Source organism: Desulfovibrionales bacterium (genome assembly GCA_028715605.1).
Lineage (GTDB): Bacteria > Desulfobacterota > QYQD01 > QYQD01 > QYQD01 > QYQD01.
The window spans coordinates 64,268-85,713 of sequence record JAQURM010000007.1; the positions used below are offsets into that span (position 1 = coordinate 64,268).

The 21,446-nt window shown below is 52.8% G+C and carries 17 protein-coding genes; 9 read left to right on the forward strand and 8 right to left on the reverse strand.

Annotated elements, in window-relative coordinates:
- Positions 1 to 7: 7 nt before the first annotated feature.
- The 9 genes from PHT49_08465 (at position 8) to PHT49_08505 (ending at position 12,723) form a co-directional block, all read left to right on the forward strand.
- Entirely contained in the window at positions 8 to 1,525 is a 1,518-nt protein-coding gene (locus PHT49_08465) for a glutamate synthase-related protein (GenBank protein ID MDD5451909.1), read from the forward strand.
- A 208-nt stretch (positions 1,526 to 1,733) separates the two neighbouring features.
- Positions 1,734 to 4,364 carry a hypothetical protein gene (locus PHT49_08470; GenBank protein ID MDD5451910.1) on the forward strand — a complete coding sequence of 877 codons (2,631 nt, stop codon included), beginning with the start codon at positions 1,734 to 1,736 and terminating at the stop codon, positions 4,362 to 4,364.
- Positions 4,365 to 4,370: 6 nt separating this feature from the next.
- On the forward strand, positions 4,371 to 7,433 hold the full coding sequence (locus PHT49_08475) for an FAD-dependent oxidoreductase (protein ID MDD5451911.1): 3,063 nt from the start codon (positions 4,371 to 4,373) through the stop codon (positions 7,431 to 7,433).
- A 42-nt stretch (positions 7,434 to 7,475) separates the two neighbouring features.
- Positions 7,476 to 7,916, forward strand: a complete 441-nt coding sequence (locus PHT49_08480; GenBank protein ID MDD5451912.1) for a hydrogenase iron-sulfur subunit — start codon at positions 7,476 to 7,478, stop codon at positions 7,914 to 7,916.
- An 8-nt stretch (positions 7,917 to 7,924) separates the two neighbouring features.
- On the forward strand, positions 7,925 to 8,599 hold the full coding sequence (locus PHT49_08485; protein ID MDD5451913.1) for a methylenetetrahydrofolate reductase C-terminal domain-containing protein: 675 nt from the start codon (positions 7,925 to 7,927) through the stop codon (positions 8,597 to 8,599).
- Complete coding sequence (locus PHT49_08490; protein ID MDD5451914.1) at positions 8,596 to 9,522, forward strand: methylenetetrahydrofolate reductase; 927 nt, start codon at positions 8,596 to 8,598, stop codon at positions 9,520 to 9,522. Before PHT49_08485 ends, PHT49_08490 begins: the two co-directional genes overlap by 4 nt.
- 42 nt (positions 9,523 to 9,564) lie before the next feature.
- On the forward strand, positions 9,565 to 10,284 hold the full coding sequence (locus PHT49_08495; GenBank protein ID MDD5451915.1) for a 4Fe-4S dicluster domain-containing protein: 720 nt from the start codon (positions 9,565 to 9,567) through the stop codon (positions 10,282 to 10,284).
- A 114-nt stretch (positions 10,285 to 10,398) separates the two neighbouring features.
- On the forward strand, positions 10,399 to 10,815 hold the full coding sequence (locus tag PHT49_08500) for a (Fe-S)-binding protein (protein MDD5451916.1): 417 nt from the start codon (positions 10,399 to 10,401) through the stop codon (positions 10,813 to 10,815).
- 312 nt (positions 10,816 to 11,127) lie between these two features.
- On the forward strand, positions 11,128 to 12,723 hold the full coding sequence (locus PHT49_08505; protein ID MDD5451917.1) for a glycogen/starch synthase: 1,596 nt from the start codon (positions 11,128 to 11,130) through the stop codon (positions 12,721 to 12,723).
- 115 nt (positions 12,724 to 12,838) lie between these two features.
- Here PHT49_08505 and PHT49_08510 read toward each other — a convergent pair whose 3' ends face one another.
- From PHT49_08510 to PHT49_08545, 8 genes are all read right to left on the reverse strand, one after another.
- Positions 12,839 to 13,627 carry a hypothetical protein gene (locus PHT49_08510; protein MDD5451918.1) on the reverse strand — a complete coding sequence of 263 codons (789 nt, stop codon included), beginning with the start codon at positions 13,625 to 13,627 and terminating at the stop codon, positions 12,839 to 12,841.
- Entirely contained in the window at positions 13,624 to 15,432 is a 1,809-nt protein-coding gene (locus PHT49_08515; GenBank protein MDD5451919.1) for a RiPP maturation radical SAM C-methyltransferase, read from the reverse strand. Before PHT49_08515 ends, PHT49_08510 begins: the two co-directional genes overlap by 4 nt.
- On the reverse strand, positions 15,420 to 15,866 hold the full coding sequence (locus PHT49_08520) for a hypothetical protein (GenBank protein ID MDD5451920.1): 447 nt from the start codon (positions 15,864 to 15,866) through the stop codon (positions 15,420 to 15,422). Before PHT49_08520 ends, PHT49_08515 begins: the two co-directional genes overlap by 13 nt.
- A 187-nt stretch (positions 15,867 to 16,053) precedes the next feature.
- A complete protein-coding gene (locus PHT49_08525) occupies positions 16,054 to 16,464 on the reverse strand; it encodes an EamA family transporter (protein ID MDD5451921.1) in 411 nt (136 codons plus the stop codon).
- A 166-nt stretch (positions 16,465 to 16,630) separates the two neighbouring features.
- A complete protein-coding gene (gene metG, locus PHT49_08530; GenBank protein MDD5451922.1) occupies positions 16,631 to 18,535 on the reverse strand; it encodes a methionine--tRNA ligase in 1,905 nt (634 codons plus the stop codon).
- Positions 18,529 to 19,365, reverse strand: coding sequence for a regulatory iron-sulfur-containing complex subunit RicT (ricT, locus tag PHT49_08535; GenBank protein MDD5451923.1), 837 nt, complete (start codon positions 19,363 to 19,365; stop codon positions 18,529 to 18,531). The genes metG and ricT overlap by 7 nt, the downstream gene beginning before the upstream one ends.
- Positions 19,366 to 19,376: 11 nt before the next feature.
- Entirely contained in the window at positions 19,377 to 20,363 is a 987-nt protein-coding gene (holB, locus tag PHT49_08540) for a DNA polymerase III subunit delta' (GenBank protein MDD5451924.1), read from the reverse strand.
- Between the two features lies 1 nt (position 20,364).
- Positions 20,365 to 21,441 (reverse strand): HD domain-containing protein, encoded by a 1,077-nt coding sequence (locus PHT49_08545; protein ID MDD5451925.1) that lies wholly within the window; start codon positions 21,439 to 21,441, stop codon positions 20,365 to 20,367.
- Positions 21,442 to 21,446: the final 5 nt, after the last annotated feature.

Below are 21,446 nucleotides of genomic sequence, written 5' to 3' on the forward strand. Positions count from 1 at the left end.
TCGAAATATGAACGCAGCCTTGCAATCAGAAACCGGACCGGAGGGGACTGCTCACGTTGGCAGGCCGGAGGTAAGGGTTACGCCGTCACGCTTCCGAAATGCCATCGGTAAGTACATAGTCCGCCGGAGTAAGGAGTGTATAGCGTGTGGCAAGTGTGCCGAGATTTGCCCGTACGGCGTGCATGAATTCGCCGGCAAGACGATGGCGCGTCCTAAAGATTATCGCTGTATCGGGGCCGCCTGTGAGAATAATGATTTCTACTGTGTTCGTCAGTGCCCGCAGAACGCCCTTTCCGTCCGGTTGAATCCGATACTGGAAGTACTCGGCGATAAAAGGTGGACGCCTGAACTCCTTATTAGCACCTGGTATATGGCGGAGACCGGCGAGGTACCTCCGGGGGATATCGAGTATAAAACAGGAGATTCCGGGGGCGGTTTTGACCGTATCGAGTTCTGCTTTCCTTCCGGGAGGGAACCGGACGCGGTCCCGGATGACGAGGTTTCCCTTCGTATCCCGTTAAATAGACGCAAGGACGGTCGTCCGGAGGTAGAGATTGATATGCCGGTGTACGGAGGCGGCATGTCGTATGGGTCGATCAGTCTGTCCGTCATGATCGCGCGGGCCAGGGCGTACCAGGCATGGAACTCCTTTACCTGCACGGGCGAGGGGGGGTATCCGGAGGAGCTTTACCCCTACGATGACCACGTGATTACCCAGGTGGCCACCGGTCTGTTTGGCGTGCGGGAAGATACCATCCAGCGGGTGCGCATCGTAGAGTTCAAATACGCCCAGGGGGCGAAGCCGGGGTTGGGGGGCCACCTCCTGGGTGACAAAGTGACGCCTGCCGTGGCCAAGATGCGTGAGGCGGTGCCGGGGAACGCCCTGTTTTCACCGTTCCCATTCCACAGTGTCTATTCCGTGGAAGATCACAAAAAACACGTGGACTGGATTAAACATATCAATCCCAGGGCGTTGGTGTCTGTAAAGGTGTCCACTCCTACCGACGTGGACATGGTCGCGGTGGGTAGTTACCATGCCGGCGCCAATATCATCCATTTGGACGGAAGTTACGGGGGGACGGGCGCTGCTCCGGACATTGCCAAGAAGAATATTGCGATGCCGATCGAATACGCGATCGTGAAAGTGCACAACTTCCTCAAGGAAGAAGGGATTCGGGATGAGATGACTTTGATTGTGAGCGGCGGCATTCGTACCGCGTACGATGTGGCGAAGGCCATTGCACTCGGTGCGGACGGTGTGGTGGTGGGGACCTCCGAGATGGTGGCGGTGGAATGTATTCGCTGTGCGGCCTGCGAAAGCGGCCGGGGCTGTGCCAGAGGAATCGCTACTACCGATCCCGAGCTTTCCAAATTGATCGATGAAGACTGGGCCACTCAGAGGCTGATAAACCTCTTTGCCGCCTGGAGACGCCAGTTGATAGAGATCCTTAGAAAACTGGGGATGCGAGATATTCGAGAACTGGTGGGAAGAACCGATTGTTTGAAACACCTAGACTATGAATAAGGGTAACACGTTAGGTGTTTTAAACAGTCCTACAGAAAAGGCTATTAATCTGGAACTCATAAAATCAGGAAAAGATAGACCCTCTTTATTTGGGGTTGCACTTCTCTGAGTTCCTGATTTCCAGATTTGATATGTTTCTTTGCACTTTTTATCATGCATTTTTAAAACGCTAAATTGTTACGAATAAGACAGGCTGTTGGTTGCCTTTATGAATAAATTATTCAGCGACGCCATAATTCAATCGAGAAGAAGCCTTTATCCGACGCCTCCGCAGATACGCTACAAGGCCGATGAGGAAGGCGGATGCGGTGTCACCGGATTTGTCTGCAGCATACCGGTAGGCGGGAAACACATCCTGGAGCCGTCCCGTCTTATGCACAACCGGGGTAACGGCAAGGGGGGCGGTATCGCCGCCGTGGGTCTTGTTCCCGAAGATGTGGGTGTCTCGCGGGAGATTCTGGATAATAATTACCTCCTTCAGGTTGCCCTTCTCGATCCGGAGGTTCGGCGGACGGTGGAGGATAAGTGTATTACTCCCTTTATGAACGTGGATTTTTCTCGGTGCGTTTCTACAGTTGACGACTACCGCGAGATTGGGAGCCTGGAGATAAGGCCGCCGGATGTATGGCGCTATTTTGTACGCGTGAAGCCTGAGGTCCTTAAGTCGTTCATAGAAAAAAACGGGTTCGAAAACATGGCCCCGATGCGGGCGGAAGACGAGTTTATCTATCAGAATTCAATCCGCCTCAACCGGACTTTCTACGAGACTCAAGGGGTGAAGCACGCCTTTGTGCTCTCGCACGGCCGGGATATGATGGTGCTTAAGGTAGTCGGCTATGCCGAAGATGTGGCTCGTTACTATCGGTTGGAGGACTTCAAAGCCCATGCCTGGATCGCCCATCAGCGTTACCCCACCAAGGGGCGAGTCTGGCATCCAGCGGGCGCGCATCCCTTTGTGGGCCTCGACGAGGCGCTCGTGCATAACGGCGACTTCGCTAATTACTATTCGGTTACGGAATACCTGAGGCAATGGAATCTCTATCCACACTTCCAGACGGATACGGAAGTTTCAGTGCTCATTTTTGATCTCCTGAACCGGGTGTACGGGTATCCTCTCGAATATATTATTGAGGCCTTGGCGCCCACCTCCGAGATGGACTTCGATCAGCTTTCACCGGAAAAGCAGGATATCTACCGTCTTATTCAGACTACCCATATCCACGGATCTCCTGACGGCCCGTGGTTCTTCATCATTGCGCGGAACGATTTTTACCGGAAACAGTTTCAATTGATAGGCATCACGGACACAGCCATGCTGCGGCCCCAGGTCTTTGCCTTTCACGACGGTGACGTGCAGGTAGGGCTTATTTGCTCGGAGAAACAGGCCATTGACGCCACGTTGGCGGGGCTGGCGGCCGAGGATAGCCGTATCTCCAGTGTGGCTGATAAATACTGGAATGCCCGGGGGGGGAGCCACACGGACGGAGGGGCCTTTATCTTTACGCTGGCCGATGATCCGGATAATCAGGGAAGGAAGAGAATCGTCTGCACGGACAAGTTCGGACACCGGATCAGGCTGCCGGAGAGCCGGAAACATTGCGATTTGAGCCTTGCCATTGAGGCCCCGGAGGATGCGGAGTCCCTTGTCGCTGCTATTTCCGGGTGCCTGGAAGGGGGAAAGACGAACCTTCTTTGCGAAGAACTCAGGGGAGTCCTTCTCCGTGGAGAGTTTGCCCCATTCCGCTGGTGCTGTGAAGTTATAAGCGAACAGGCATCCCGGAGTGACGGGCATCGTGAGACGGCTATCGAGGCGCTTACGCTCCTGAATGACCTTCGTTATCCTACCGGGTCTCTGAAACGGAGTTCTGTGCTCCGTATTGTGCGAGAGACTCTGGAGACGATCCTGGAGGGCATTGCGCCGATTGGAAGTAATTCACATAGTGTTTACCGTTTGATAAAGGCGGAGACCAGGAATCTTCTTCGTCCGCCAAAGGACGGAGAGAAGGCGCTGGTCCTGAACGCGGGGGATTTCCCGCCCGAAGGAGACAGTTGCGATGCCCGTCTCGTTTGTAGCGCCTATACTTTAGGGTGGCGCCGCTTCATCTGTTATGGGTACCGGGGACAGCGTTTCCTGGGAAGTGGATTGGGGCCGGACACACAGGATGTTCGAATCGATGTCTACGGGAGCTGCGGTGATTACCTGGCATCGGGAATCGACGGCATGAGCATCTACGTCCACGGGAACGCGCAGGACCAGATCGGTCAGATACTCAAAACCGGGAAGCTGGTGGTGTATGGCGATGTGGGCCAGACCTTCATGTACGGAGCCAAAGGGGGAGAGGTCTATATAATGGGCAATGCCGCCGGCCGGCCGCTCATCAATGGCGTGGGGCGTCCGCGGGTGGTAATTAATGGCACGGCCCTGGACTACCTCGCGGAGTCTTTCATGGCCGGTGATCCTCACAAAGGCGGTGGTTTTGTCATTGTCAATGGCGTGGGGTTCGATGATGACGGCGCGATCCGTGCCCAGGCCACACCATACCCCGGCTCAAATATCTTTTCCCTGGCCTCCGGGGGGGCGATTTACGTCCGGGACCCCCACAGACTGCTCGTTGATGAGCAATTGAACGGCGGGATATTCATGGATATGACAAGAGAAGACTGGCGGCTTATCCTGCCCTATCTGGAAGAGAATGAGCGGCTTTTTGGTATCTCCATTGAGCGGGACCTCCTGACGGTGGATGGAGAGAGAAAGTCTCCCGAGGAGGTTTACCGGAAGATCGGGGCGGTGAGACTTAAAACCCTGGTGGCAACTACAGTGAAGGAAAAGGACCAGTAGTCAAACATGTCTGATCAAGGGAAAAAAGAGCCTGTGGGCGCAGTGATGGTGGTAGGCGGCGGTATCGCAGGGATACAGGCCGCCCTGGACCTCGCGAATTCGGGATACTATGTGTATCTGGTGGAGAGGTCTCCGGCCATAGGGGGGACGATGCCCCAATTGGATAAGACCTTCCCCACGAACGACTGCTCAATGTGCATCCTGAGCCCGAAGCTCGTAGAATGTGGACAACACCTTAATATACGGCTGATTACCTGCGCGGAGGTTGACGGTATCCACGGCGAAGAAGGAAACCTGAAGGTTAGGGTAATAAAGCGTCCGCGGTATGTTGATGAAGATAAATGTGTGGGTTGCGGTGTTTGCGCATCAAAGTGCCCCAAAGAGGTAAAAAACGAATTCAATTCCGGCCTGGATAAACGTAAGGCCATCTACGTGCCATATCCCCAGGCCGTACCCATGAAGTACACCATTGACCGCCAGAACTGCATATATTTCAGGAGCCTTGAGGCCGGCAAACAGGGCCGGTGTATGGCCTGTCTGAAATACTGTGAGAATAAGGCCATAGATTTTGATCAGAAAGAAGAGGCGCTGGAGCTCGCAGTAGGCTCGGTTATCCTGTCGCCGGGATTTGAACCGTTTGATCCCGGTGAGTTTGACACCTATGGTTACGGCACGCTTCCCAACGTGGTGACGAGCGTTGCCCTGGAACGGATGCTCAGCGCTTCCGGTCCCTTCCGCGGACACCTGGTCCGTCCGTCCGACCAGAGGGAGCCGAAAAGGATCGCCTGGCTCCAGTGCGTGGGTTCCAGGGATATGAACCGCTGCCGGAATGGATACTGCTCGGCAGTGTGCTGTATGTACGCCGTTAAAGAAGCGGTTATCGCCAAGGAACACAGCAAGGGGGAACTTGATACCGCCATATTCTATATGGACATGCGTACCTACGGGAAAGAATTTGAAAAGTATTATCAAAGGGCGGAGCAGGAAAAGGGGGTGCGGTTTATCCGCAGCCGGGTCCATTCCGTCGAACGTGTTCCGGGTACGGATGACTTGAGTATAAGATACGCGACAGAGGCCGGGGAAGTGGTGAGAGAGGTATTTGATATGGTGGTCCTCTCCGTCGGGATGAGGATGTCGGAAGCCACCGTGAACCTGGCCAAAAGACTCGATGTACACTTGGACGGATATCAGTTTGCAGAGACCTCCAGTTTTGCCCCGGCCCGGACGTCCCGGTCCGGCGTGTACGTCTGCGGGGCCTTCCGTGAACCCAAGGATATCCCCGGCTCCGTAATGGAAGCCAGCGCGGCTGCCTGTGCCGCCTCACAGGCGCTGGCGGGCGCCCGACATACCAAGACGCTTTCCAAGATGCTGCCGCATGAAACACACGTACTCAGGCAGGAAGCAAGGGTCGGCGTGTTTGTCTGTAATTGTGGGATCAACATCGGAGGAATTGCCGACGTGCCGGCCGTAACCGCCTATGCCGCTACCCTCCGGGGGGTGGTGCACGCGGAAGAAAACCTCTTCACTTGCTCGCAGGATACGCAGGAACGCATTAGGCGGATAATTCGCGAAAAGAGAATAAACCGGGTAGTGGTGGCATCGTGCTCACCCAGGACCCATGAACCGCTCTTCCGGTCTACCATCCGGGAGGCGGGTCTCAATCCCTTCCTGATTGAAATGGCAAATATCCGGGATCAGAATACCTGGGTGCATCAGAGCCGGCCGGAAGAAGCGACCGCAAAGGCCAAAGATCTTGTGCGCATGGCGGTAGCCAAGGTGGCGCTGGCGAAGCCTCTTTACCCCAAGCATGTTCCGGTGACCAAGTCCGCCCTTGTGGTCGGAGGAGGCGTGGCCGGGATGGTGAGCGCGCTGAGCCTTGCGGAGCAGGGGTTTTCTGCCTGTCTGGTGGAAAAAAGTGATAGCCTCGGCGGGCAGGCCCGTAATCTTTCGAGGACCTGGAAGGGTGAATCGGTAGAGGCGTACCTGGAGGGGCTGATCGATGCCGTTACCCGGCATCCAAAGGTTAAGGTCTTCCTCAATACCGAGGTGCGCTTTACCTCAGGCACGGCGGGCAACTTCACTACCACACTGGTGAGCAAGGGTCCGGAACTGCATTCCTCGAAGCTGACCCACGGAGTGGCCGTTCTGGCCACCGGCGGACGACCGTTCTCCACCTCTGAATACCTTTATGGACAGAACCCGAATGTCCTTTGCTGGTTCGATCTCGACCACATGATGGCAGCAGCCCCGGAGCGGGTGAAAAACGCGCGGACGGCGGTCTTCATCCAATGCGTCGGATCAAGAGACTCTGAGAGACCATATTGCAGCAAGATCTGTTGCACGCACGCCGTAACCAGCGCCCTGCGGTTAAAAGAGATGAATCCGGAGATGGATGTTTTTATCCTCTATCGGGATATCAGGACCTACGGCGCCCGTGAGGATATATACCGTGAGGCGCGGCGGAAAGGAGTGCTGTTTGTCCGCTACGGCCTTGAGAATAAGCCGCTGGTTGAGGAAGTCGATGGAGAACTCAGGGTTACGGTGACTGACCATGTACTGGGGAGGCCGCTGGTCATCAGGCCTGATTTCATCACCCTGATGACCGCCATCATTCCGTCCGGCCACGAGGAACTGGCGAAAGTCTTCAAGGTCCCTACGAACGCGGAGGGATTCTTCTTCGAAGCGCACATGAAGCTGCGCCCGGTGGACTTTGCCACTGAAGGCCTGTTTGTCTGCGGGCTGGCACACTACCCTAAACCCATAGATGAAACCATAGCTCAGGCCCAGGCTGTAGCCGCCAGGGCCATGACTATTTTGTCCAAAGATGAGACCATCGCGGGCGGGGTGGTGGCCGAGGTGGACCAGGAGAACTGCGCGGCCTGCCTGACGTGTGTCCGCACCTGTCCTTATCACGTTCCGTTTATTAACCGCCACGGAGTGTCTGAAATCGATGCCGCGAAGTGCCAGGGCTGCGGGTGTTGCGCATCTGAATGTCCCGCGAGCGCGATAACGATGCATCACTTTACGGATGAGGAGATCGCGGCGAAGGTGGGGGCCCTGTTTAAATAATAAGGGTGGGGAAAAAGGACTAACTAATGAGAGCGCACAGCCATGTCTGAGAACTTTGAACCACGCATTGTAGCCTTTTGTTGCCAATATTGTTCGTATTCGGCCGCAGATCTGGCAGGCTCTATGAGGCTTTCCTATCCACCCAATGTTAAAGTGGTGCTCGTTCCGTGTACGGGCCGTGTCGATCCGCTCCATATCCTGAGAACGATTGAGGATGGTGCGGATGGCGTCTGTGTGGCCGGTTGCCTGGAAGGAGACTGCCATTTTCTGGAGGGGAATTTCAAGGCCAAGAAGCGGGTGGCCTACGTGCAGAGAATTCTGCATGAGGCCGGCGTAGAGGACGCGCGGGTGAGGATGTTCAATATCGCGGCCTCGGATGGGCCGGGTTTTGCTGAGGCGGCCAGGATGATGACCGAAACGATCAGGGCGTTGGGCCCAAACCCCCTGTCGACAAAGACCGAGAAGATGTCTGAGGAATTATAGGTGTCATAATGATTATCGCAGAACGGAAGCCGATTAAGGAATTGCTTGAGATGCTCGTCGGGCACGACCATGTGCTCCTGGTGGGATGTAAGGGGTGCGTGACGGTATGTAATGCGGGCGGGGTAAGAGAGGTCGGTGTACTGGCCTCGGCCCTCCGTATTGCCCGGAGGCGGCAGGGGAGACCGATCGGGATTGATGAGATGACGCTGGACCGGCAGTGTGAGCCGGAGTTTATCTCCTGGCTGGAGGAACCCTTACGGGAAAAGGGCTATACGGCGGTTATGTCTGCGGCCTGCAGCGTGGGGCCGCAATATATCGCGGAACGGTTTGACAGGGTGGCCGTTATGCCGGCATTGAACACCAAGTTCATCGGGGGAACGCTTGAGCACGGGGTCTGGGCCGAGTTTTGCCGGGCCTGTGGTAATTGCGGGATACACAATTTTGGAGGCCTATGCCCCATTACCCGGTGTTCCAAAGGACTCTTGCATGGTCCGTGCGCGGGATCGTCGGGGAGTAAATGTGAGGTGCGCCCGGAAGTGGATTGCATATGGCATCTCATTTATCAGCGTATGAAGAATCTCGGCCAGATTGAGAAACTCAAGGCCCTGAAGCCGGCCAAGGACTGGTCCGGCTACTGGAGCGGGGGCGTGCGCAGGGTTGTGCGGGAGGACTTAACGCTATGAAGGCAGGAAGCAACCTCGAAAGGCTCTTGAGAAGCGGCCAGTTTACGATCACTGCCGAATTTGTCCCGCCCGCGACGGGAGACCGGGGGTTAATTGAACGGCAGGCCCGTTACTTTAAAGGTCATGTGGATGCCGTAAACGTGGCGGACAATATGGGCGCCGTGGTAGGTACGGCGAGCTGGGCGGTATCCAGGGCGCTCCTGGACCTGGGTCTGGAACCGATCATGTCTTTGGTCACGCGTGACCGGAACCGCATCGCCCTGCAGAGTGACCTCCTGGGGGCCTCGCTCCTGGGCATTCGAAATGTCTTCTGTACCACCGGCGAACATCAGAAATTTGGAGATCACCCTGAGGCCCTGAACGTCTATGATATCGACTCCGTGCAACTCGTGAACGCGGTGAGAGGACTGTCCGGCAGCGGGAAACTGCTGGGAGGGGCGGTGTGTGATAAGGCGGGGCCATTCTTCGTAGGCGCGGCAGCCAACCCGTTCGGTGATCCGGCCGATTTTATGATCCTTCGCCTGGGTCAAAAAGTGAGGGCTGGAGCGGATTTTATTCAGTCCCAACCTGTTTTCGATCCGGAGAAGTTCGGGCATTGGGTGCGACTGGCGAGAGAAGAAGGCCTTATTGAAAAGTGCTTCATCCTGGCTACGGTAATGCCGCTCCGGTCCGCGCGTGAGGCCCGGGCGATTCATGAGAAGAGACGTGGCGTTGAGATTTCCCAGGACATTATGACCCGTCTGGAAGGCGTGCCGGAGCCGGAGCAGGCGCGGGAAGGGCTTAGAATCTGTGCCGAGCAGATGCAGGCCCTCAAAGAGATGAAAGGTGTTCAGGGTGTTCATATCATGAGCGCGGGGCGGGAAGAAGTGATCCCTGAACTAATTAAGGAAAGCGGCCTGGAGACGGCGCGAGCAAGGGACTAGCCGTACCGGGAGCATTTAGCCGGCGGGAGGATTTTTAACCGGATGTCTCAACCAATTGTCATAGGAAAACGTAAATCCAGATTTAAGGAACTGGCACAGGCCGCGATCCCCGGAGGGGGCAATCTGGACCTCTGTCTTACTTGCAGTTCTTGTGTTAACGGTTGTCCGGCCTCAGGCATCAGCGATATGGATCCCAGGAAGTTCCTGAGGATGGTGCTCCTCGGACTGGACGAAGAGGTTCTCCAGACTCCCTGGATCTGGTGGTGTTCTATGTGCCAGAGATGCAAGCGCGCCTGTCCCATGGGCGTGGATATTGGAGCGCTGGTGTTCATGGCCCGTCAGCAATGGTCGCGGGAGAACACACCGAAAGGGATTCAGAAGTCATGTGATTTACACCTCGAGTTTGGTAACAGCACGGGAATTCGCAGGGAAGATTGGGTTTCACTTTGTGCGGATTTGGTTGAGGAGACCAGACAGCAGGAAGAGGACTGGAAGGATTTGCCGGCTCCCATGGATAAAAAAGGGGCTGCGTATTATCTCAACCAGAACGCCAAAGAACCCACGGTTGAACCCGAGGAGATGATACCCTTGTGGAAGATACTCCATGAGGTGGGCATTGATTGGACGTATTCATCCGAACAATGGGATGCCGTGAATTATTGCATGTTTTCCGGGGATGACCGGGACTGGGAGGCGGTAGTCAGGAGACAGTCCGAAATAGTGGACGACCTGGGCTGTAAGACGCTTATAAATACCGAGTGAGGCCACGCATTTTACGCGGTCCAGGCTGGACTGCAGCGATTCAACATTCCTCATAACTGGAAGTTTGAAAGTATAATTACCCTGTACGCCGCATGGATTCGTGATGGCAGTCTCGTGATAGATCCATCCTGGAATAAAGAAGGCATTAAAGTGACCTGCCAGGACCCCTGTAACCTGGTACGAAAGGGTCTGGGTGACGGCGTGGCGGATGACCTGCGTTTTGTCATCAAACAGGTCGTGGGAGAAGAGAATTTTGTGGATATGTGGCCGAACAAATCCAACAACTACTGCTGCGGCGGCGGCGGCGGTTATCTCCAGTCAGGATTTGTCGAGAAACGCCGGGCCTTTGGAAGGATTAAATTTGATCAGATACAGGCCACCGACGCTGATATCGTGGTGACGCCCTGCCATAATTGCCGTTCGCAGATAACGGATATAGGCCAGGTGTACGGCGGCAAGTATCAGGCTGTACATCTCTGGAGCCTGATTGTTAAGGCGATGGTCCGCAAGTCCACGGCAACACCTCTTTAGGGAACCCATGGTTTCTTCGCTTCACGGCTTGCGCAGCGACCCTTTCGGGGCTCGCAGTTGGGGAATACTCACCCCTTCCAGCCAGTAAAGGGCTGGCTTTCCCCTTCCCGCGTGCCCTCGATGGGTCCCCCCTGCTCCAGCAAGTTTCGCTCAGAAATACAAAGGTTCCCTAAAAACTCAGAAAACTCTGCTTATTTCACTTTCCAAAATCCCTTTGTTCATGTCATAATCAACGGCGATTTTTAAAGTTAATTCGCATAAGAATCGAAAAGATTTAAGAGATTGTCTTTTGATGCACAAGGAGGCGCCTTTATGGCCAGGAAAAACAGTGAAATCAAAAACGTGTGGATGGTTACACGTGAATACGATGGACTGGCGGGCGCCGGGGGGGTAAAGGACGTATGCAAACAACTCTCCCATGCCCTGGCCCGTGCCGGGATTAAGATTACGGTGGTCATGCCGCTTTACGGGATGATGAATAAGGACAGATTAAATCTGAAGCCGACGTCTTATTCCTTCAACGTAAGAATGGATTATACCGGTGAAGAGCGGCAGGAAGAGGTGCGTATCTGGAAACTGACGCAGGGCAAGGTCCGGATTTTATTTGTGGATAGCGCCCGTTTCCGCGAAAAGAAAGGCGTTTATACTTATACCGCCGAGGAAGAGGCGCAGGATCCCAGCCATAAACAGGGCGCAGGCCATTATGACTATTTTGCCATGAATGTCTTGCTGCAAAAAGCAGCCCTCGAACTGATGATCTATATGGATGAAAGGCCTGAAATCATCCACTGTCAGGACGGGCATACGGCTATTATGCCGGCCATAATCCGCGAAGTCGATGGATACCGGGCCTATTTTGCAGGGACGGGCGCCCTGGTTACGGTACATAATGCGGGGGTCGGTTATCACCAGGAGGTGGGCGACCTGTCTTTTGCCAGGGCTATTACCGGGTTGCCTGGATATGTCATTGAACATTCCTTGCTTCATAATGCCTTTGACCCTTTTATTGCGGCAGCGCGATATGCAGTTATAAATACGGTGAGCGAAAACTATGCGCGGGAGCTTCAGGAAACGGAGGCAGATCGTCTTACCGGTTGGCTGGGCCATAGCTTGAAGTCCAGGGGAATAGTCCTTGAGGGTGTAACGAATGGCATTGACCCGGAGGATTTTGATCCGGAAAAACCGGATGAGCTGGGTATCCCGGCGGCCTTCAGCCCATTAAAGGACGATTTTCAGGGCAAAGAAATCTGCAAGAAGACCCTTATCGAGGATATAAATAGGCGTAAGTTTGAGAAAGTAAACGCCATCGGCCGGATTGATTATGCGGCAGGCAAACCTCTTTTGACCATGGTGGGCCGGCTGACAGAACAAAAAGGCGTGGACATCCTGGTTCGGGCCTTACAGATGCTGATGCCAAAAGACAAAGAGTTTCAGGCGCTGATCCTGGGTAGCGGCTCCAGGCATATAGAGAACTCTCTGGCCACCCTGGCCGGCCTGCCGGAGAATAGGGGGCGTATAGCGGTTCTCTTTGGCTATGATCCGGTATTGGCCAACCAGATTTATGCGGCAGGAGACTTTTTCGTCATTCCTTCACAATATGAACCCTGTGGACTTACCGATTTTATGGCCCAGTTAATGGGTAACGTCCCCATTGTCCATCTGACCGGCGGTCTGGTTAAGGTTATCGACGGGCAGACCGGCTTTGGTTATTCAGATCATAACCCGGAAGCCCTGGTTCAAACTATCAGAACGGCCCTGGCTATTTATCGGGACACCCCGGCAGTTTTACGGCAAATACAGCGTAAGGCCGTGGAAACTATAGATAGCCATTATACCTGGGACAGAGTACTGGGTCGCTATAAAAGTCTTTATAAAAAAGCACAGAATATGAGTAAATTAATTGGATAACTTTAAGTAAAATATTAATAGATATTGGGCGTTCAAGGTTTGATTTGTTCGAGTCGTTCGAGCCTGTCAGACGTTTCAAACGTTTTTTGACCCCCAACCCTCGACTCCCGACTTCTTAAGGGCTGCTTTTTATAATATCCCTTATAGCCTGCATGCCCTGTTGGACCTCTTTACTGTCCGGGTTAATGTCCATGGCCTTTTGATATGTATCCAGGGCTTTTTCCATCCAGTTTCCTTTTCGATAACTTTCGGCAGCCAGGCAGTAACCTCTTTCCTTCTGACCGGAAAACATCTCCTCAAAAAGCCGGGGTATGGAATTTATCCCCCATATCCGGTCAAATTCAGGCTCGTTTTCTATTAATAGACGGAGCACAAGGTGGTTATCCGGGTATTTCAGCAGGACTTTATGCAATTGTCCGGCTGCCCTTAAAAAGAGGCGATTCAGATGGCTCATCGCCAGGTTGACCTCTTCGGTTGTTTTTTCAAAAAGTTCCAGATAATCATCCATACCTTGATTTTCTGTAAATTTCTTATGTTGATAGATCATTTTTTCATAAGCCGGTTTGTAGTGTTGCAATAAGTAAATATTTTCTTTGAGCTTCATGCCCTCGTGGAAGATAGAGCCAACGAGCCAATCCAGAAGGGCGCACTCGACGTCCATTTGCTCCTCATCGCCCCACACCGCATGACAGAGGTCTTTGAACTGCCACAGGGGCCCCTTCCGCACCTCGGTGCCGACCCAGTAGTCCATATTTTTAAAGGACATCTCCGCGCTCTCATTATATGTCTTGTATAGTTGTTCAAAAAATTTTAAGGTTTTTAGAAAGTCACGTATGGCATTTCGGACGAAGATGTCTTTGTGTTCTTCAAACCAGTTATTGCGGGCCGACTTCTTATTGGTCACTCCCTGAGTCCTCCTTCTCTGACCGCCAGGCTGAGATATTGATCATTTTCTTTCAACATAATACGTTTTTGTACTAATTCATTAAAAAACTTTTGTAAAGACTCCAGCAAGCAGCCAGGAAATCTTCCTTTTATATCCTTGAGTGATTTTATGGTCGTACAGTAGAGATATATACTGCGGGAGTGACCGTGGAGTCTATGGATTTTAACACTACCATCTGATCTTACCTGTCGTATGCTGAGAAACCTGCCCCCATCCCGATAAGAGAGAAGGGGTTGAGACGGATATCGGTTTCGCAGAAGAAAATAGTTTTTCCGCCACATTTCCACCTTTTTCGCTACCGGTCTCCATAAGGCATATTGTCGGGATCTATCGCCCCGATAAGCCTGCTGTATGAGTATTAATCGGTCAAAGAGGTCTTTTGACAGAAACGATTTATACAGGTGGTGATTGCCTGTCCGCTTAATCCCGGATTTTCCGGCGGTACAAAAGACCGGACTGCCGTAGCCCAACCAGAAGGACGCCATTTTTAATGGATAAAAAGGCCATACGAAGTCAAGGGCGTCCAGTGTCTCCTTCACTTCAGCCGGTGTGCTGCCCGGAAACATCGTGATCAGGTTGCCGGATTGAATAATGCCCATCTCTTCGCAGTGCCTCATGGTCTCTATATTCTGGAGGGCTGTGGTTCCTTTGCCCATTCGCTTTAGCAGAGAAGAACTTAATGCCTCGATGCCGATCTGTACCGTTTTCAGCCCACCTTCACGCATTAAGGCCAGGGCTTGGGCAGATTGTCCGGCGCGCAGCTCGGCGAAGATGCCAAGGTCTTTTTCCAATGTGGTGAGGGCGGTAAAGAGCTCCGGCCCCTGATGAGGCGGCAGCGCATTGTCGGTGAAGGCCAGATCAATGGACGGATAGCGATCGGTCAAATCCTTGATCTCCCCTACCATCTGAGGTACAGATTTCTTTCTATAGCTGTGCCATTGGAGGTTAAGGTTACAAAAGCGGCATTTCCGCCACCAGCAGCCGCGTGAAAACTCTACCGGCAGGATAGGCAGGAATGGAATCCGGGGGGATATATCCTGTAGGAGGTTAAAATAATCTCCATAATCCGGCGGCGGAAGTGAGCTTAGATTGTCGATCTCGTCATAGCTTTCCCCTGACACCACACCATGGCTGTTACGGTAAAAGACCCCGGGGCCCGGTTTATCGACCTCCCCCTTAAGAAGACGTACAATGGATAAGAGGGGTTTTTCGCCTTCACCGGAGATGACAAACTCTATCTCCGGCAAGCTGGAGAGAATGGCCCGTCCCATCTCGCCAGAACAGCTTGAACCGCCGGCTACAATGGTTATCTCTGGAAATTTCGCCTTCAGGGTACGTATGGCGTAGAGTGAAGATGTAAGCTGATTAAGGCAGATAGAGAAGCCTATTAGGTTGAACTGCCTCCAATCCCTCGACCGTATAAAAGCTTCATGGTGATCGCTGAGTTTAGACTTAAGAGCGGAGAGATCAAAATGAAGTTTATATTTTTTAGACCTTTTTTGTTTGTTTATTAAGGAATGAATCGATGTATTTTTTTCCGGAAAGAGGAGTGAGGCATAGATAGCCTCGGTAATCCAGCTATGTTTTGAAATCTCGTGGTAGAGTTCAAAACCGATCCGGGCGGCGATTTCCAGATAAATCGGGTAAGTGGAGATATCGAGGGCATCATCCTGCGCTGCAAGGTAAGATTTAAGCGCACCGAGTTGTATGGAGGGCCGGTTAAATAGCGGCCAGGGCATGGAAATCAGGGCTATCCGGAACATTTCCTGTCAACATGAACATGCATAGCGAGCGCATTCCCCGTTGCTTGCTGCGGGGGGGCTTCAATATGGCTTAACGATGATGAGACCTTCCGGACGGGGAACTTTTTATCCGGCTGTTTATAATGCATCCTGTAATCTTCAATAGCCAGCATGAGGCCAAAGGCGATGGCTAAGACCAGAAATATCTTGATGATCCGTGGCCAGGATGGCCTTGTCTTTTCGATCCAGACAAGGAGTCTGACCAGAAGCCGGGTAAAAATCGCAGCCAGGCCTGAAGACCAGAAAATCTTTATTCCGGTTTCGCACATAGAGCGGCCAACGTCTCCGGGGTAATAACGCAGGGCAATGAAAAACCAGCCTAAGGCGCAAACGGCCACAATGATCTTATCCCGTGTAGTCCAGATAGGGTTAAGAGACTCAGATTTTGTTGCCACTATGTCCCCGTCCTTTAAAACCTAACCACAGAGAACACAGAGAAAGTAAAATCATACCTGTCCAAAATACATTATGAGTCAGAATACAGAATTCAGTAGATTTTATCTTGACTCCTGTATTCTGTCTTCTATTCTCTTTGGTTCTCTCCGTGCACTCTGTGGTTATTTTTATAAAACTTTTGCATTTTTACAAAGAGAACAACAGGAGGGCTGCCAGAGAGAAGAGTACGCCCAGGGCCTGTTTCAGGGTTAAGGTCTCTTTTAGAAATATGGCGCTCAGTAAGAGGGTAATCAGGGGATAAAGGGCGGTCATAGTGACCACCACCGATGCCTTGCCTTTAGCCAGGGCCAGCAGAAAAAAGACCGTACCCAGGGCAGCGGCCAGTCCGGCCAGTATGCTAAAGATGATCCCCCGGGTATTTATCTCAGGGCGGAAGTCTATAGATATAAGTACGGAGAAGATTACTATAAGGGTCCCAATGGCCTGGTAAATAAACACGCTCCTGGGAGGCAGGTAATTTGTGGCCAGTTTTGGGAAAAAGCCCCATATACCCCAGAGGATTAAGCAAGCGATAGATGGCGAGAACCAGTTATGCATATATAGGTTGTTTACTCAGAATATTCTTTTAAAATCCCCCCAGCCCCCCTTTGCCAAAGGGGGGTAAGGGGGGATTTTCATCGTTCGAGAGTGCTTATGCGAGCATGAAAATTTGTACGGTTTACCATTGAGCTTTCAGCCTTCAGCTTTTAGCCTCTGGCTCCCCTCACGACACCCTGGTGCCTGCCTCTGCCTCACCGTCAACGGTCAGTACCCGGAGTCCGGAGGCATCCTTGGCAGCCAGGACCATGCCTTCCGACTCTACACCCATCAGCCTGGCCGGCTTTAGATTAGCCACGATAATAACCTTCTTGCCAATGACCTCTTCCGGTTTATAGAATTCGGCGATACCGGCTACGACTGTACGCTCCCGGTCCGCCAGCACTTTTAGTTTTAAAAGTTTTTTGGACTTCGGAACCGGCTCAGCGGAGATTACTTCCGCCACCCGAAGGTCAACTTTTTGGAAATCCGGAAAATCTATCATGGCCGTCTCGTTATTCACTTTAGGATCCTCTTTGGCTGTGTCTTTCACTACCTTCTTTGTGGTCTCGATGCGCGGGAAAAGAGGGTCTCCCTTTTTCAGGGTCCGACCGGGAGAAAATAAACCCCAGGTCATGCTGTCTGCATAGGCCGGACGCTCCGTTTCCTGATAGCCCAGGGCCGTCCTCATCTTACCCGCTGTCTCCGGGAGAAACGGTGAAAGCTGGATAGCAATCACACGGAGCGTTTCCGTAAGGTTATAAAGCACGGTGTGCAGCCGCCCTCTATCTTTTTCATCTTTAGCCAATTCCCAGGGGGCGGTCCGGACAATATATTTGTTGGCGTGATTGATTACTTCCCATATCTCTGCCAGGGCCTTATGAAAGGCGAACTCTTTTATGTGCCGGCCATAGTGTCCGGAGGCCTCGAGAGTCCGCTGTTTCAGTATATCGTCTATCTCTTCGTTGGGTCCCGGTTGCGGAATAACGCCGTTGCAGTATTTCTCAAGCATAGTCAGGGCCCGGCTGAAGAGGTTGCCCAGGTCATTGGCCAGGTCGGAGTTTCGGCGGGCGATAAGGGCCTCTTCACTGAAGGTGGCGTCGAGTCCGAAGACCATTTCCCGCAGGAGAAAGTAGCGCACCGTATCCACGCCGTAGGTCTCTGATAAATCAAGGGGCCGTATCACGTTCCCCAGGCTCTTGGACATCTTGCTCTCATTTATGTTCCAGTACCCGTGGACATGAAGGCGCTGATAAGGCTGAATCCCGGCGGATTTAAGCATGGTCGGCCAGTAGATGGCATGGGGTTTGAGTATGTCTTTGGCTATGATGTGTTCTGCCGCGGGCCAGAACTTCTGAAAATTAGCGCTGTCCGGCCAGCCGAGGCCGGAAATATAGTTTATGAGGGCATCAAACCAGACATAAGTGACAAACTGGTCATCAAAGGGCAGGGGGATCCCCCATTCCAGGCGTGAGCGCGGCCTGGAGATACAGAGGTCTTCCAGAGGCTCGCTTAAAAATGACAGCGCTTCATTCCGATAGCGCTCCGGCGTGATAAACTCAGGGTGGTTTTTGATATGATCGATCAGCCAGTCCTGATACCGGCTCATACGGAAGAAGTAGTTCTTTTCCTTGACAAATACCGGCGTTACCTGGTGATCCGGACATTTTCCGCCTATCAGCTCCCGTTCCAGATAGAAGCGTTCACACCCCGTACAATAAAGGCCGCCGTACTCGCCGAAATAGATATCACCTTTCTCATATACCTTATTCAGGATATGCTGAACCGCCCGTATATGGGCCGGGTCTGTGGTACGAATGAAATGGTCGGGGGCGACATTTAATCTGGGCCAGGTAGAACGGAAGATGCTGCTTATGTGGTCGGCATATTCCTTTGGAGACATATTACGCCCGGCAGCGGCCTCGGCCACCTTATCTCCATGTTCATCCGTGCCCGTAAGGAAAAAGGCCTCGTCTCCGGCCAGGCGGTGAAAACGTGTAGCCGCATCGGCAACCAGAGTAGTATAGGTGTGTCCTATGTGCGGCTCGGCATTCACGTAATAGATGGGCGTGGTTATATAAAACGTCATGATGCAGGCGCCTCATCCCGGGCCTTGCGTCCTTTTTCCACTCCGGTTTCTATATCCGCAGGCGAGACTTCCAACTCGCTGCCGTCGGCCAGGAAGACAACTATAGTACTGCGGAGGGTGTTGTGCCTTATGACTCTTCCCTCACCTTGTTGTGTTTGAATTTTTCTGCCTATTTTAGGCAGGCCTTTCTTAAGTTCGGCATAGGTCTTACATTCATAAGCCAGGCAGCAGAGGAGGCGGCCACAGGCCCCGGATATCTTGGCGGGATTCAGGGGCAGGTCCTGTTCCTTGGCCATACGGATGGAGATGGGCTCAAATTCGGAAAGAAAAGATGCGCAGCATAACGGAAGACCGCAGTGGCCCATACCGCCCAGAAATTTGGCCTCATTTCGCACGCCAATCTGCCTCATTTCTATGCGTGTATGATATTTTTGCACCATGGTTTTCACTAATTCCCGGAAATCAACCCGTCCTTCGGAGGTAAAATAAAAAATTATCTTGCTGCCGTCAAAGAATCTCTCCGTGACTATCAGCTTCATAGGGAGATTCGTCTTCCGGATTTGTTCCAGACAGAAGTCCCGGGCCTCTTTTTCTTTCAAAAGATTGTCTTTATACCGGATGATCTCTTCCTCTGTGGCCAGCCGTTCTACTTTGGGGATTCCCTCCGGCGGGGTCTCCCTTTCTATGCTTAACGGCTGGTCTATAACCATCCCTGGTTCATGACCATGTTCGGTTATAACCATAACCGTATCGCCTTTTTTCAGATCAAAAGGGCCGGCGTCAGCATGTATTCCCCGAGTATTCTCTCGGAAACGAACCGGGATCAGCTTCACTGTTTTCTCCATTAATGGGCTAGCTGCAAAAATAGATTTTCTAATATCAATTGCCGGTTATAATTCCTGGTAACGGCCTGCTCAGCGCTGTGCAGGAGTTCCAGGCCATGTATAATCTCTTTCTCTGTCCATTGCCGGGCGCCCTCAAAAAGAACCTCTCTCAGGTCTTTATTCATGAGGTGTCTCTCATCCAGCCCCTGCCGTAAGAACAACGAGTCCCGGAGGCAGGTACTGAGCATGGCGATAATCTCCGGGAGCTCCTCTTTCCGTCCGGCCAGATCTTCGGCCAGGAGCAGCAGGCCTTGCATGTCCTGCCTGGAAAGAGAGATTAATTGTATGCAGACATCCCGCCGCATCTCCATAAGCGGAGAATCGGCCAGTCTGACGGCCCTGCCCAGGCTGCCCCCGGAGAGGGAGGCCAGAAGGGCAGCCTGGGCAGGGGGAAACCTGTTATCTCCATAGGAGCAGAGATATTCGCCGATCACCTCCGGCGAGAGAGGGCGGAAGGGGACGGCCTGGCAACGGGAGACGATGGTGGGCAGGAGTTCATTTATATCCGTAGCCATCAGGATAATAATGGAGGCATCCGGCGGTTCCTCCAGGGTCTTGAGAAGGCAGTTGGCCGATTCTTTATTTAACAGATCGGCATTGGTTATGATAATGATGCGGTAACGTCCTTCCAGGGGTTTGTATCTTAACTGCCTTTGTAAAGACCTTATTTGTTCGATCCTTATAAAGGCCCCGCTTGGTTTGATGACGACAAGGTCCGGATGGGCGCCGCTTTCCATCTTTAGACATGAGCGGCATTTACCAGCACAGGCCTCGACGCCCTGCGGTGATAGACAATTGAGGGCCCGGGCCAGGGCGCGGGCGGTCTTTTCCTTGCCGATGCCTTCGATCCCGTAAAAGAGATAGGCGTGGGCCACCTTGCCTCTCTCAAGGGAGTTTTTCAGCAATTTAATGGCCGGGTCCTGTCCCAATATCCCCGCAAACGACATACTATTTATCTCCGGTCTTCAATCTGTCCAACAGGCTGTAGGTCTCTCCGGCCGTTCGCCGCGGCGAAGCGGCGGTCTTTCCTTCCTGAGGAGGCTCCGGCGTTTTTTCAAGGCCTTCCTCCCCAAAATAGATATAGCGATCCAGAGGGCGGAAAAAACCGCTCCAGCGGGCCGAGGGTTCCAACTGCGCCTTCTTAAGGCTTTTTATGGCGTTGACCTTGGCGTCCAGGTCGTCTAAAAGGTGCAAGACGAAGGCCTCGGCCGTCTTGGGCCGCTTCGGCGATCCGGTTTCGTATTCCCCGTGATGGCTGAGGATGAGGTGTTTCAAGAGCATGGCCTTATCTTCGGGAAAGTGGGGTATGGCCTCGATCTTTTCCTGCACCATCTGGGCCCCGATCACCAGATGGCCGACCAGCCGGCCCTCATCCGTATAATCAAAAAAACTGTACTCCGGCGGGTAAGTGAATTCTGTTATCTTGCCGATGTCGTGAAGAATGCTTCCGGTGACGAGGAGGTCTTTATCAAGTTCCGGGTAATTTTTTACCGCGCCGGTTACTAAAGTAGTCACGGACAAGGTGTGTTCCAGAAGGCCGCCCAGATAGGCATGATGCATACGTTTGGCCGCGGGAGCCACACTGAAACGCTGCCGAAACTTTTTGTCGTGAAAAAAGCCGTTTAATAGCAGCGTCAAATGAGGGTCACGGACCTTTTTGGCTAATTCCTTTAATTCCCGCCACATCTCTTCGCTGTCTCTGGATGAAGAGGGCAGAAAGGCCGTGGCCTCCACGGTCTCCGGACTGCACGGGGTAAGGTGCATTATGTTCAACTGGGTCTGGTCACGGTAGGATTCGGCCTGGGCCTCTATAGAGATATAATCCCCTTTTTTAAAAAGGCCGTCCCTTTCCTCGCCCCTTTCCCAGACGCGGGCCTCTATCTCACCGGTCTTGTCCGCCAAGGTAACGGCCAGATAAAATGCGCCATTTTTGGTCAAAGCGGAGGTCTTCCCCTTGACCAGAAATATCCCGCGCACCGGGTTATTAGGCCGGATATCCTTTATGTAAATACCTTTTTTCTGCATATATT

Coding starts and splice junctions, on each gene's coding strand:
- PHT49_08465 (MDD5451909.1), top strand. CDS start 8: ATGAACGCAGCCTTGCAATCAGAAACCGGACCGGAGGGGACTGCTCAC.
- PHT49_08480 (MDD5451912.1), top strand. CDS start 7,476: ATGTCTGAGAACTTTGAACCACGCATTGTAGCCTTTTGTTGCCAATAT.
- PHT49_08495 (MDD5451915.1), top strand. CDS start 9,565: ATGTCTCAACCAATTGTCATAGGAAAACGTAAATCCAGATTTAAGGAA.
- holB (MDD5451924.1), bottom strand. CDS start 20,363: ATGTCGTTTGCGGGGATATTGGGACAGGACCCGGCCATTAAATTGCTG.
- PHT49_08525 (MDD5451921.1), bottom strand. CDS start 16,464: ATGCATAACTGGTTCTCGCCATCTATCGCTTGCTTAATCCTCTGGGGT.
- PHT49_08475 (MDD5451911.1), top strand. CDS start 4,371: ATGTCTGATCAAGGGAAAAAAGAGCCTGTGGGCGCAGTGATGGTGGTA.
- PHT49_08485 (MDD5451913.1), top strand. CDS start 7,925: ATGATTATCGCAGAACGGAAGCCGATTAAGGAATTGCTTGAGATGCTC.
- PHT49_08545 (MDD5451925.1), bottom strand. CDS start 21,441: ATGCAGAAAAAAGGTATTTACATAAAGGATATCCGGCCTAATAACCCG.
- PHT49_08515 (MDD5451919.1), bottom strand. CDS start 15,432: ATGTTCCGGATAGCCCTGATTTCCATGCCCTGGCCGCTATTTAACCGG.
- PHT49_08490 (MDD5451914.1), top strand. CDS start 8,596: ATGAAGGCAGGAAGCAACCTCGAAAGGCTCTTGAGAAGCGGCCAGTTT.
- PHT49_08505 (MDD5451917.1), top strand. CDS start 11,128: ATGGCCAGGAAAAACAGTGAAATCAAAAACGTGTGGATGGTTACACGT.
- PHT49_08470 (MDD5451910.1), top strand. CDS start 1,734: ATGAATAAATTATTCAGCGACGCCATAATTCAATCGAGAAGAAGCCTT.